Below are 13,145 nucleotides of genomic sequence, written 5' to 3' on the forward strand. Positions count from 1 at the left end.
CGGTCCGGGCCGTCGTCACGGCTCGCCGCGCGAGGGACCTTGGTAGTCGTCGTCCTCGAGGTCGTTGACGACGAGGCCCTCCACCCGCAGCTGGCCGGCCCGGAAGGACGCCCGGGCGACCATGTGGTTCGCGACGGGCGTGGTGAGCATCTGGAACAGCCCGATCAGCACCAGCAGGCCGATCGTGCCCGGGTCGCGGAGCCGCAGCCCCAGCCCGACCAGCACGAAGAGGAGGCCGAGCACCTGCGGCTTGGTCGCGGCGTGCATCCGGCTGAGGAGATCGGGCAGCCTCACGATGCCCACTGCTGCGATCAGTCCGAGCAGGGCGCCGAGCAGGAAGCACACCCCGGCGAGCACGTCGGCGACGTCGGTCCAGGTCATGCCTGGTCCTCCTCGATGTCGTCGCTGCCCTGGGTGAACCGGGCGACGCTGACCGAGCCCACGAACCCGAGGAGGGTCAGCACCAGCAGGAGCGGCAGGGTGAAGGTGTGCCGACTGTGCGCGGCCTGGATCGCGAGACCGCAGATGCCCAGCGCCACGAAGACGTCCAGTGCGACCGCACGGTCGAGCACCGTGGGGCCCATGGTCATGCGGGCCAGGGCGCACACGGCCCCGACGAACAGCATCGCGGCTGCGACGAGCAGGGTGATCGTCATCGCGCTCCTTCGAGGTGGTCGACGTGGTGCCCGAGGGCGCGGACCAGGCGCACTTCCTGTGCGAGCACGCGCTGCCGGAACCGCTCGGCACCCGCCACGTCCCCGACGTCGAGGACGTGCAGGAACAACGAGTGAGTCGACCGTCGCGCCTCGACCACGATGCTGCCCGGGATCAGGCAGGTCATCTCCGCCACCACGGTCAGGACGAAGTCCGAGGGGGTCCGCAGCCTCACCTCGACCACGGCGTTGCGCACGGGTCGGCCCGGTCGGATCACGACCCAGGCCACCTGCACGCTCGACACGATGACGTCGACCGCGAAGCGCACGACGAGCCACAGCAGCGCGACCGGCCGGACCCGTACGTCCAGCCGCAACGGCGGGAGGGGGAAGACGAAGCAGGCGATGACCGCGACGACGAAACCGCCGAGGACCGTCAGGACGGACACGTCGCCCCACAGCGCGACCCACACGATCGTCAGCCAGATCAGGACCGGGAGCTGCAGCGAGCGGTAGCGCGCAGGACGGACCTGGCCGTTGCGGCGGGTCTTCAGCTGCGGGCTCATCGGTCACCACCGCCCAGCACCGCTTCGAGGTACGGCGTGCGCTGCATGAGGTCGACCGCGGCCCGGTCGGTGTACTCGAACATCGGTCCGGCGACGAGCGTGAAGACCAGGCTGAACCCGATCAGGGCCGCGGTGGGCAGCACCATCGAGCGGGGCAGCCGCTCGGGCAGCTCGCCGTCGCGCAGCAGCTGGTAGAGGTCGCGGTCCGGCGCGTCCTCGTCACGCACCTGACGCGCGTCCTCGAGGTCCGCGGTGGCGTACGCCGTGCCGCCGGAGTGGACGTGTCCACGGTGCCGGACCATCGTCACGGTCGGGTGCAGCGCATCGGCCTCCTCGCCGGGGCTCGGGAGCGCCTGCGCGGTCTCGTGGGCCTGCTCGGGGGTGCGCCAGAAGGCGATCGCCCAGGTCTTCGCCACGGCGTACAGCGTCAGCAGGCTCGTGGCGACGCCACCGATCACGAGGGTGACGGCGAGCGGCGTGCCCACGTCGAGTCCCGCCTGCAGCAGGCCCACCTTGCCGAGGAACCCCGACATCGGCGGGATGCCCGCGAGGTTCATCGCCGGCACGAAGAACAAGATCGCCAGCACCGGGGCGAGGCGGGCGAGACCGCCGAGCCGGAGCAACGAGGTGCTGCCGGCCCGCCGTTCGATGAGGCCCACGACCAGGAACAGGGCGGTCTGGATCGTGATGTGGTGCGCGACGTAGAAGACCGCTCCGGAGACGCCCGCCTCGGTGGCCAGGCCGATGCCGAAGATCATGTAGCCGATGTGGCTGACGAGCGTGAACGAGAGCATGCGCTTGATGTCGGACTGCGCGATGGCGCCGAGGATGCCGATCACCATCGTGACGAGCGCCGCCCACATCAGCAGGTTGGTCAGCGGGCTGTCCGGGAACAGGAGCGTCTGGACGCGCAGGATCGCGTAGACGCCGACCTTGGTGAGCAGTCCCGCGAACACGGCGGTCACCGGCGCAGGGGCCGTCGGGTAGCTGTCGGGGAGCCACAACGAGAGCGGGAACACCGCCGCCTTGACGGCGAACGTCACCAGCAGCAGGAGCTGCAGGGTGAGGCTCACCGAGTCGGGCAGGTCCTGGATGCGCTGGGCGAGCTGGGCGAGGTTGAGGCTGCCGGTGGCGGCGTACACCGCAGCGATCGAGATCAGGAACAGCGAGGACGACAGCATGTTGACCACGACGTAGATCGTGCCCGCGCGGATGCGGGTCTCGGTGCCGCCCAGGGTCAGCAGCACGTAGCTCGCGAAGAGCAGCATCTCGAAGCTGACGAACAGGTTGAACAGGTCGCCGGCGAGGAACGCGTTGGACACACCGGCCACCAGGACGAGGAACGTCGGGTGGTAGATCGAGACGGGTGCCTCGCGCTCGTCACCGGTCATGCCCTGGCCGATCGAGTAGACCAGGACGACCAGGGTGACGACCGCCGACACCAGGAGCATCAGCGCGGACAGCCGGTCGGCCACCAGGCTGATGCCCAGCGGCGGCGTCCAGGCGCCGAGCCAGGCGACCTGCGGGCCGTAGCGGTCCGCACGGAAGAGGAGGGCCGCGGCGACGACCACCACGGCCACGAGCACCCCGAAGCTGACGAAGCGCTGGGCCCTCGGGAAGCGCGACAGCATCAGGGTCGCGCCGGCTCCGAAGAGCGGGAGGATCACGGGAAGGGGGACCAGGTAGCTCATGCGCCCTCCTCGGTGAGGACGTCGTCGTCCTCACCGCCGGTGGCCAGGTCGTGGCTGTCCGAGGCCTCGTCGGCAGCCGCGAGGCGGCGGATCGAGGCGTCCTCGACGTCGTCCTGCACGTCGTCGTTCGCATTCAGCTGCCAGCTGCGGTACGCCATCGCGAGCAGGAACGCGGTCGTGGCCAGGGCGATCACGATCGCCGTCAGCACCAGCGCCTGGGGCAGCGGGTCGGCCATGTCTGCAGCGTCCGTCGTCCCCTCGATCGGGGCGTCGCCCGCGCCACCCCCGGCGATGAGGAACAGGATGCTGACCCCGTTGCCCAGGATGAGCAGGCCGGCCAGCACCCGGGTCAGGCTGCGCTCGAGGATCAGGTAGACGCCGCACGCGATCAGCGCGGAGGCGGTCACGATCAGGCTGACGTTCGTGCTCACAGACGGACCTCCTGCTCGGCTGCGCGTTCCTCGCGCAGGATCTGGCGGTCGATCCGGGCGCCGAGGGCCCGCAGCAGGTCGAGCACCAGCCCGACGACCACGAGGTAGACGCCGATGTCGAAGGCGGTCGACGTGACCAGGTGCAGCTCGCCCAGGACCGGGAGGTCGAGATCGATCATCGCGCTCTGGAGCACCGCGCCCCCGAACGCGAGGGGCGCAAGCCCCGACGCGGCCGCGATGAACAGGCCGGTGCCCATGAGCACGCCGGCGTCGATCGGGGCGGCCTCGTCGAGCTCGTAGCGGCCGCCCGCGAGGTAGCGGACCATCAGCGCGAGACCGGTGACCATCCCGGCAGCGAAGCCGCCGCCGGGCAGGTTGTGCCCGGCGAGCAGCAGGTAGAGCCCGAAGACGATGAGCACGGGGAACAGCAGCCGGGCCACCACCTCGAAGATGATCGAACGACGGTCGGGCGGCAGCGTCCTGGGTCCGGGCAGCCAGACCCGGCGTCCCGCGCCGGTCGGAATCTTCTCGACCGACTCCGGGTACGGGATGTCGTACACCCGGCGGATCCCGGACATCCTGGTGTCCAGGAAGATCAGGCTCGCGACGCCGGTCGCGGCCGCCACCAGCACGGAGATCTCCCCCAGCGTGTCCCACGCCCGGATGTCGACGAGGATCACGTTGACGATGTTGTGGCCGCCCCCGAAGTCGACGACCTCGTCCGGGTAGCGCCTCGAGACCGGCTCGGCCGAGCGGGAGCCCGTCGTGACCAGCATGACGAGGCCGACCGTGATGCCGACGGCCGCGCCGAGGGCCATCCGCAGGTAGCGGCGCGGCGACAGCGGCCGGTCGGTGAAGTGCGACGGGAGCCGGCGCAGCACCAGCACGAAGATGACCAGGCTCGTCGTCTCCACCAGGACCTGCGTGAGGGCGAGGTCGGGCGCGCCGTGCAGGATGAACAGCATCGCGGTGCCGTAGCCGGTGACCCCCACGAGGATCACCGCCCGCAGCCGCCGGCGTGAGCGCACCGCGAACAGCGCCGCCAGCACGATGATGACGCCGACCGCGGCCTGGGCCGGGGTGTCCCACAGCACCACGTCGATCGGCTCGTCCAGGGCCATGAGCACGGCCGTCCCGGGCAGGAGCAGCACGACCACGAGGATGATCGCGAGGTACGCCGCGACGGAGCCTCGCTGGGTGAGACCGGTGGACTCCACCGCGACACGGTCGACCGTGCGCATCACGAGCCGGTAGCCGTCGTCGGCGGTCCAGGACGGCGACAGCGCTGACTGCACGCGGCCGAAGTCCACGCGGCGCACGAAGATCGCGACGCCGAGGACCACCGCCAGGACCGAGAAGAGCAGCGGCAGGCCGAAGCCGTGCCAGAGGCCGAGGTGGGTGTCGTGCGCGCCGGCGGGGAACTGGTGGGTGTACGGCTCGAAGACGTGGGTGAGGGCCGATCCGGCGAATCCGAGGGCGACCGTGAACACCGTCAGGATCACGGGCGCGATGAGGAAGCCGCGGGGGACCGGGGCGAAGAGCGTCTCGGTCGCGTCGGGCTTGGTGGCGAACGCGCCCCAGAGGAAACGGACCGTGTAGGCGACCGTGAGCACCGTGCCGAGGATGACGCCGACCAGGACGAGCACAGCCGCGAGCGGGGACAGGTCCGGGCGGTCGTCGGCCGCGTCGAGCAGCGAGGCGAAGACGCCCTCCTTGGCGACGAAGCCGAGCAGCGGCGGCAGTCCCGCCATCGACGCGCCGGCGACGAGAGCGGTGCCGAACAGGACCGGGGCGGTCCGACCGACCCCGGACAGCATGCGCAGGTCGCGGGTCCCGGCCTGGTGGTCGACGATGCCCACCACGAGGAACAGTGTCGCCTTGAACAAGGCGTGGGCCAGCAGCATCGCCATCCCGGCGAGGGCCGCGGCCCGGGTGCCCACGCTGAACACGACAAGCAGGAACCCGAGCTGGCTGACGGTGCCGTACGCCAGCAGGAGCTTGAGGTCGTACTGCCGCAGCGCCCGCCAGCCGCCCAGCAGCATCGTGCCGACGCCGAGGACCAGCACCACCTCGTGCCACCCCGGGGTGCCCGCGAACGCGGGAGCGAGCAGGGCCACGAGGTACACGCCGGCCTTCACCATCGACGCCGCGTGCAGGTAGGCGCTGACCGGGGTGGGCGCGGCCATCGCGCCCGGGAGCCAGAAGTGGAACGGGACCAGGGCGGACTTGCTGAGCGCTCCGACCAGGATCAGCACCACTGCCACTGCGGTGGCCGTTCCCGTCGGCGGGTCGGCGAGGATCTCGCTGATGCGGTGCGTCCCGGCCTCCTGGCCGAGCACGAGCATGCCCACGAGCATCGCCAGTCCGCCCAGCGTGGTCACGATGAGCGCCTGCATCGCGGCCTGGCGGCTGGCCCGCTTGGCGGGGTCGCTGCCGATCAGCAGGTAGGAGAAGACCGTGGTCAGCTCCCAGAAGACGTAGAGGATCAGCAGGTCGTCACACAGGACGAGACCCAGCATCGAGCCCGCAAAGGCGACGAAGCTCCCCGCGAAGGCCGGGAGGGCCGGGTCGTCGTCGGAGAAGTACCAGGCGCAGTAGGCGAGCACCAGGGTGCCGATGCCGGTCACGATCAGCGTCATCAACCACTGCAGCGCCCCCATGCGGAACGCCAGGTCGACACCCAGGCTCGGAATCCAGCTGACCACGTCGCTCGTGGCCTTGCCGTCCCGGATGTCGGCGGTGTGGCTGAGCGCCCAGCCGAAGCTGACCAGGGGCACCGCTGCCAGGACCAGGAAGGCGCGGCTGCGAAGCGCGGAGACGAGCCAGGGCGCCATCGCCGCAGCCAGGAAGTGCGCGGCGATCAGCGGGATCAACGAGTGCTCCTCCAGAGGGGGCCGGGGGGTCTCAGTCTAATGGTCGCCTCAGCTCGGCCGTCACCCGCAGTCCCTGCTGGTCGTCGACCGTCCACGCGTCGCACAGCTGGTCCACGATGGCCAGTCCCCTGCCGCGCACCCCCGCGCGCGTGAGCTCCAGCGCCTGCAGCTCGGCGGACTTCCCGCCGTCGCAGACGCTGATGCGCAGCACGTCGTCGGCGATGCACCAGGAGACGTCGAGGGTGTCGTCGCCGCTCGGCCGGCCGTGCTCCAGTCCGTTGGCGGCGAGCTCCCCGAGCACGAGCTCGGCGTCGATGACGAAGGACTCGCCGAAGCCGAGACCCTCGAGCTCGTCCACCAGCCGGCGTCGCGCGACCCCGGCGCTCGTGGCGTCGAACGGCAGCCGCAGGCTCGTGCGGGGGTCGTCGTCGGCATGCGTGTGGGGTGCGGGCACCGAGCACGCCTGCTCGACGACGTTGTCCGGGACGCTCTCCGGTCCGGCGGCCGCAGGGCGCGGCCGGTCCTGGGGGTGCAGCCGGACGGCGACGAGCGCGACGTCGTCCTCCGGCTGCTCGGGGAGCATCCGGGCGAGCAGCTGGTCGCACAGCTCGTCCTGGTCCAGGCCTGCGGCGATGAGCTCGGCGAGGACGGCCTGGAGCTGGGCCACCCCGTCGTCCAGGCTCTGGCCGCGGCGCTCGACCAGGCCGTCGGTGTAGAGCAGGACCGTGCAGCCTCGGGAGAGCTCCAGCACCGACTCGGTGCGTGACGTCTCCGGCACCAGACCGAGCAGCAGGTCGGCCCGGTCCGGCCACAGCGCCGTGACCGTCACGTCGCGGGGATCGACCGACGTCACGCGGTCCGTGGTCTCCGGGGTCTCCGGCGCCTCGGGATGCACCGCGATGAGCGGCGGCGGATGACCTGCGTTGGACCACCGGAGCCTGGTCACACCGGCGTCCCGCTCCTCGGGGGTCTGCTCCAGGCGCGCGACGACGGCGGTCGCCATGGTCTCGATCTGCAGGGTCTGCACGGCCTCGTCCACCCGTTGCAGGACCTCCGCCGGGCCGGCACCGGTCGTCACGGCGATCCCCCGGAGCAGACCACGGACCTGCCCCATCGCGGCCGCCGCGGCCGTGTCATGACCCACGACGTCACCGATGACGATGTTGGTGGCGCCGTCGGTCTGCAGGAACGCGTCGTACCAGTCGCCGCCGACCTGGGCCACCTCCGCCGACGGCTCGTACCGGACCGACACGTGCAGGTGGTCCGGCTCCGGCGGCGCGGTCATGAGGCTGCGCTGCAGGCCCTCGGCGAGGTCGCGCTGCTCGGCGTACAGCCGGACGTTGTCCAGGGCCACCCCGGCCCGGCTCGCGACGTCGACGAGATCGGCGATGTCGGCGCCCGTGAAGCCGATGCTGCCCGCGCCGCGGAAAACCGTCAGCAGGCCGATCGTGCGTTCGCGGCCACGCAGCGGCAGGACGAGCGTCGACGTGGGGTCGAGCCGCTGGAAGACCTCCCGCGCCTCGCCCGGCTCCAGGACCGCGGAGATCGCGCGCGCCGCGTCCTGGTCGACGAAGACCGGACGGTTGTCCCGGACGGCCTGGGCCAGGAACGAGTCGTCGCTGAGCGAGGGGATGCGCAGCTCGAGGTACCGGTCGACCAGCGGACGGTACGCGGGGTCCGCGTGCCAGCCGGCGACGTCGCGCAGCCCGCGGCGCCAGACGTCGCGGCCCTCGGCCGACCCCGTCCCGGCAGACACGTGCGGAGTCGAGTAGTCGATCAGCGTGACGGCACTCCAGTCCGCCCACGGACCCACCACGACCTCCGCGAGGTGGGCCACGGCGAGCTCCTCGTCGAGGGTGCCGGTCAGGACGTCCGTGATGCTCGACAGCAGCCTCGCCCGTTCGGCGGCGCTCTCGGCCCGTTCCTGCGCACGCCGGCGCTCGGTCACGTCGACGAAGTAGACGGCCAGCCCGTCCGGCGCGGGCCATCCCCGCACCTCGTACCAGCGGTCGAGCGGGGGCGGGTAGTACGCCTCGAACTCGACCGGCTCGCCCGTCTCGACCGCTCCGCGGTAGTGCGCCTCGAAGTCGCTGTCGACCGCGTCGGGGAACAGGTCCCAGATCACGTCGCCGACGATCGGCGAGCCGATGCCGCCGAGCAGCCGGTGCGCCTCGGAGTTGAGGAACGTGAAGCGCCACTGGGGGTCGAGCTGGAAGAACGCCATGGGCATGGCCTCCAGCAGCCGGGCGACGCGGGCCTCCCCCTCCTGGACCGCCGTCGTGTCGTACGCCGCCCCGAGCAGGCGCACCGCCGCACCGTGCGGACCCGCCAGAGCACGGCCACGGGCGGTCACCCACCGGACGACGCCGTCGGGCAGCACGACCCGGTACTCGGCGGCGTACGTGCCGCAGGTCTCGACGGCCGTCGTGAGCGCGTCCGCCACGCGGGCACTGTCGTCGGGGTGGACCAGCTGGTGGAAGGACTCGACGTCGGCCCCGAAGACCTCGTCGCCCAGGCCGAAGAGCTCGCGGATCCGGTCGTCCCACCGCACCTCACCGGTGCCGATGCTCCAGTCGAACGCGCCGACGCCGGCCGCGTCGACCGCGAGCTGCCAGACCAGCCGCTCGTCCTCGTGCTCGTCGGAGAGCACCGCGAGCTGCAGCTCGGTGACCGCGGACGTCCCGAGCTGTTCCAACAGCTGCAGGTCCTGGTCGGACCACTCGCGCGGACCCGGGCCGTAGACGCACAGCACGCCGACCGGCTGGTCCCGCACCACGAGCGGCACGCCGAGGTAGGAACGCAGGTTGCCGGCCCGCACCGCGGCGAGGTCGCGCAGCCGGTCGTCGTCCAGCGCGTCGAAGACCATCATCGGGACTCCGCCGCCGGCGGTGACGGCGCACACCGCGCCGTCCGCCGGGGTCTCCACACCGACGTCGTCGAGCGAGGCCCCCACGCCGCCGACGATGGTCTGCACGTCCGAGATCAGCGACACGTGCGCCGACGGCGTGTCGAGCAGCCGGGCCGCGAGCGCCGCCACCTGGGCCAGGGCGGTCTGGTCGCCCGCCGCAGCCGTCAGCTGACGGACGAGGTCGTCCCTCGCGCCGGTGTCGCCGCGCAGCCCCGCGAACGGGTTGGCGCTGTCGGTGGTCACCGGAGCACCCCCGCTGCGGTCTCGTACGACGCCGCGATCTCCACCCACATGCCGCTCACCTTTCACAGCTCTTGCCCGGAGCGACACATGCGGCTCAAGTCCCCAGAATCCTAACGCCCCCCGCGGCTCATGAGTCGCCGAGGACCATGCCGCCGGCGATCCAGCCCACGGCGGTGACCGGCGCCGCGGAGCTGCCGGACAGCTGCCGCGGCAGGACCGAGGCGTCGACCACCCGGAGCCCGTCCGTCCCCCGGACGCGCAACCGGTGGTCGACGACGTCGTCGTCCGCCGGGCCCATCGCGCACGAGCCGACCGCGTGGTAGATCCCGCCCCCGGATCGCAGCGCATAGCCGACGACGTCCTCGGGCGTCGCCACCGTGGGGCCGGGGAACACCTCGTCCGCCACGAGGTCGGCGAGCGGTCCCGTGGCCACGACGCGGCGAGCGTGCTCGAGGATCGAGCCGGTCGCGGCCCGCTCCGCCTCGTGCTCGAGATAACGCGGCGCGACCACCGGGACGGCGTCTGCGCCCAGGTGGACGCTCGAGGGGGTGGTCGGCCGCACTGCGTAGCCGGTGAACAACATCCCCGAGTACGGCGCCAGCTGCATGCGCGCAGACGTCTCGTCGAGCGCCATGGGCACCCAGACGCCCTGGACGTCGGGGCGGTCCACGGCGGGCGAGGACCGGAACACGCTCACCACGTCGTACCCGCTGGTCGCCACCGGTCCGCGACGGGTGGCCAGGTAGCGGGCGCCCTCGACCAGCTGCTTCGGCCGGGTGTTGAGCCGCTCGGTCGGACCGCGGCGATCGCGGAAGCGGACCTGCATGCTCACGGCGCGCTGCTCGATCATCCGCTCGCCCACGTTCGAGCTCTCGACCACCGGCGTCACCCCGGCTGCCGTGAGGACGTCCGGGCGACCGATCCCGGAGCGCTCGAGCAGCAACGGGCTCTCGACCGCGCCGGCTGCCACGAGCACCTCCCGCCGGGCACGCACCTCGATCATGCGACCGCGCCGTTCGACGAGCACGCCCACGGCGCGGGTCCCGTCGAGCAGCACCCGGTCGACCCGGGCACGGGTCAGGACCGTCAGGCTGCCCTGGCGGCCGGACGGGCGGAGGAGCGCGGCCGCGGTGACGCGGCGGCCGTCCCGGATCGTGGCCGGCGTGAAGCCGATGCGCTCGTCGTCGGCAGCGTTGACGTCGTCGGTGCGTCGCAGCCCGAGCGAGGCGGCGGACGAGAAGAGCGCCTCGGTCACGTCGTCGCCCTCTGTCGGGACCGAGACCCCCAGCCGCCGCTCGAGCGATGCGTACGCGTCCGCGAACGCCCGCGCGTCCCAGCCCGGGTTGCCCGCCGCCGCCAGCGCGTCGGCGTCGGCCCGGGAGCCACGGACCCACATCATCCCGTTGACCAGCGTCGAGCCGCCGACCCCGCGTCCGCGCATCCAGACCTCGGCGTCGCCACCCGCGACGGCCCGCGTCGGGTACCGGTGGGTGTAGGTCTTCGAGCGGAGCGTGACGTAGAAGGCGCGAGGGACGGCGATCAGCGGGTTGCGCGCCGGTCCGCCGTGCTCGACCAGCAGGACCGACACCCCCGGCTCCGCCGCCAGGCGGCCCGCCAGCGCGCAGCCGGCGGCGCCGGCCCCCACGACCAGGTAGTCCGCGATCACCTGCCAGGACCTCCACGGACGACGGAGTCCCGACGCGGCAGCAGGCACGCCACCGAGCGCTCACGCACGGCCCCCCACCACACGCCCGCACCGTAGGCCAGGTCGTCGGCGCGCCGGGCCAGCGTGAACCGCAGGACGTCCAGGTCCGTCCCCGACGACCGGTGGGTGGCCACCCCGTCGGCGAGCACCATCACGGCGACCGCGCGGCGGGCACGCGGCGAGACGACGGCCAGGACGGCCGTGACCGGCCACCAGTGCCGCAGGGCAAGACCCGACGCCTGCTTCGCCAGGGCGACGTCCGCGGTGCGCGCGAGGCCGAGACGCTGCTGGAAGGAGAGCTCGGGGAGCCGCCGGCCGGCGTCGTGGAGGGTCCACGCGCTGAGCCCGGCGGCGATCGCCCACGACCACCGGCGCTGCAGCAGGACGCCGGCGACCGTCAGGGTGCTGGTCGGGGACAGGATCGCGGGCGCCACCTTGTCACCGTGCCGCTGCGCCAGCAGGGCGGCGGACGTGCCGTAGAAGGCCTTGCGGCCGAGCCAGCTCCTCACGGTGCGCCGCACCTCGTGGCCCACCTCGACCTCCGCGACGTAGCGGACCCGGTGCCCGGCGTCGTGCAGCCGCCAGACGAGATCCACGTCCTCGCCGCAGCGCAGCCGCGGGTCGAATCCGTCGCCGAGCAGCTCGACCCTCGCGACCAGGCACGCGCTGGGGACGTACGCGACGGGCGACCACGGGCGGACGGTCGCGGACCGGGGACCGAGATCGAGCGACCCCATGGCGTCGTCGTACCGCTCGAACCACCGCGTGCCACCGTGCGACCGGATGCGCGGCGCGGCAGCGGCCAGGCCAGGATCGGCGAAGTGGGCGGCCAGCTGCCCGAGCGCCGACGGCGCGACCTCCACGTCGGAGTCGACGAAGGCGACCAACGGCGTCCGGACCGAGCGCAGCCCGGCGTCCCGTGCGGCGGCGGGGCCCACGTTGCGGTCCAGCCGCACCAGCGCTGCACCGTGCCGCTCCACCACCTGGGCCAGGGCCCGCGGATCGGCCGACCCGTCGTCGACGACGACACACGCGACGTGCCCCGACAGCGACGTCAGCAGGCGGTCCACACCCCTGGCGTTGTCCTTGACGGGCACCACCACCGTCACCGAGTCCGGGCCCGGCGCAGCGCCGACGTCCGGCACCGGGTCCGCCAGGTCGAGGTCGAGCAGGCGCGCCGCGAGCATCGCGGTGACCGGCGAGGAGACCACCAGCGAGCGGTCGGCCAGCAGCGACCGGGCCGTGGCGGACAGCCGCAGGAAGCGCCAGCCGGCCGGCACCACCGGGCCCAGCTCGACGTCGTCGTGGAGACGGACGGCGAACCCGTCGGGCAGCGCGGTGGCGCCGGGCGTCACCGCGCTGGGGCGGTCGAGGGCTGGAGCAGCATGCCGCGCGCGTTCGTCTCGGCGTGGCGGATCCGCTGGACGATGTCGTCCATCATCACCGCCAACGTCGCCGCGCCCTGCTCGGCCGAGGCTCCGGCCGGGTCGCCCAGCACGCCGTTCGGCGAGACGGCGCCGATGCCGCCGGCCATCATGAGCGGCAGGATGTCGGCCAGGGGGCGGGTCTCCCCCGCCTCCGCCCGGTCCAGCCGCACCGAGCCCGGACGAAGGTGCAGCATCAGCGACGTCTCGGTGATGCCCGCGTGGAGGTCGACCTCCTCCGTCGCGCACGGGACCCAGGCGACGTCGTGCTCCTCGGCGATCATCTGGAACGTCGCCTTCGCGAGCGAGGAGACGTTGCCGCCGTGCGCGTTGACGAACACGATCCGTCCCGCCCAGGTGCTCATGGACCGGACCAGCTCGATGACGAAGCCGTGCAGCGCCTCGGAGCCGATCGAGCAGGTCCCGGCGAAGGACTGGTGCTCGCCGCTGGCCCCGTACGAGACGGGCGGAGCGACGAGCACGTCACCTCCGAGGGCGTCCGCCACCGCGTCGGACACCGCCACCGCGATGGCGGTGTCCGTGTCGAGCGGCAGGTGCGGCCCGTGCTGCTCGATCGACCCGACCGGGACGAGCACGAGCGGTGCCGGACCGATCTCGGTCCAGGTCGCATCGGCGAGCGGTGCACTCATG

Annotated in this window: 10 protein-coding genes; all 10 read right to left on the reverse strand. The window is 72.6% G+C overall.

The features are described 5' to 3' along the window. Positions 1-15: 15 nt before the first annotated feature. The 10 genes from mnhG to mftE all read right to left on the reverse strand — a co-directional run bounded on the left by mnhG (position 16) and on the right by mftE (position 13,144). Entirely contained in the window at positions 16-381 is a 366-nt protein-coding gene (mnhG, locus tag C3E78_RS15375) for a monovalent cation/H(+) antiporter subunit G (protein WP_108579882.1), read from the reverse strand. After that, the gene (locus C3E78_RS15380; RefSeq protein WP_108579884.1) at positions 378-656 is read right to left on the reverse strand and encodes an MrpF/PhaF family protein; all 279 of its coding nucleotides are present in this window, start codon (positions 654-656) and stop codon (positions 378-380) included. Before C3E78_RS15380 ends, mnhG begins: the two co-directional genes overlap by 4 nt. Next, positions 653-1,219 carry a Na+/H+ antiporter subunit E gene (locus C3E78_RS15385; RefSeq protein WP_108579885.1) on the reverse strand — a complete coding sequence of 189 codons (567 nt, stop codon included), beginning with the start codon at positions 1,217-1,219 and terminating at the stop codon, positions 653-655. Before C3E78_RS15385 ends, C3E78_RS15380 begins: the two co-directional genes overlap by 4 nt. Further along, a complete protein-coding gene (locus C3E78_RS15390; RefSeq protein ID WP_108579887.1) occupies positions 1,216-2,910 on the reverse strand; it encodes a Na+/H+ antiporter subunit D in 1,695 nt (564 codons plus the stop codon). Before C3E78_RS15390 ends, C3E78_RS15385 begins: the two co-directional genes overlap by 4 nt. Continuing rightward, positions 2,907-3,341, reverse strand: coding sequence for a Na(+)/H(+) antiporter subunit C (locus C3E78_RS15395; protein ID WP_108579889.1), 435 nt, complete (start codon positions 3,339-3,341; stop codon positions 2,907-2,909). Before C3E78_RS15395 ends, C3E78_RS15390 begins: the two co-directional genes overlap by 4 nt. After that, a complete protein-coding gene (locus tag C3E78_RS15400; protein WP_108579891.1) occupies positions 3,338-6,214 on the reverse strand; it encodes a Na+/H+ antiporter subunit A in 2,877 nt (958 codons plus the stop codon). Before C3E78_RS15400 ends, C3E78_RS15395 begins: the two co-directional genes overlap by 4 nt. 31 nt (positions 6,215-6,245) lie before the next feature. Continuing rightward, the gene (locus C3E78_RS15405) at positions 6,246-9,365 is read right to left on the reverse strand and encodes a SpoIIE family protein phosphatase (RefSeq protein WP_108579893.1); all 3,120 of its coding nucleotides are present in this window, start codon (positions 9,363-9,365) and stop codon (positions 6,246-6,248) included. 127 nt (positions 9,366-9,492) lie between these two features. Next, a complete protein-coding gene (locus C3E78_RS15410; protein ID WP_108579895.1) occupies positions 9,493-11,031 on the reverse strand; it encodes a GMC family oxidoreductase in 1,539 nt (512 codons plus the stop codon). Next, positions 11,028-12,425 (reverse strand): mycofactocin biosynthesis glycosyltransferase MftF, encoded by a 1,398-nt coding sequence (gene mftF, locus C3E78_RS15415; protein ID WP_108579898.1) that lies wholly within the window; start codon positions 12,423-12,425, stop codon positions 11,028-11,030. The genes C3E78_RS15410 and mftF overlap by 4 nt, the downstream gene beginning before the upstream one ends. After that, the gene (gene mftE, locus C3E78_RS15420; protein ID WP_108579900.1) at positions 12,422-13,144 is read right to left on the reverse strand and encodes a mycofactocin biosynthesis peptidyl-dipeptidase MftE; all 723 of its coding nucleotides are present in this window, start codon (positions 13,142-13,144) and stop codon (positions 12,422-12,424) included. The genes mftF and mftE overlap by 4 nt, the downstream gene beginning before the upstream one ends. Between the last annotated feature and the right edge of the window lies 1 nt (position 13,145).

It is taken from the genome of Aeromicrobium chenweiae (assembly GCF_003065605.1).
Taxonomy (GTDB): domain Bacteria; phylum Actinomycetota; class Actinomycetes; order Propionibacteriales; family Nocardioidaceae; genus Aeromicrobium; species Aeromicrobium chenweiae.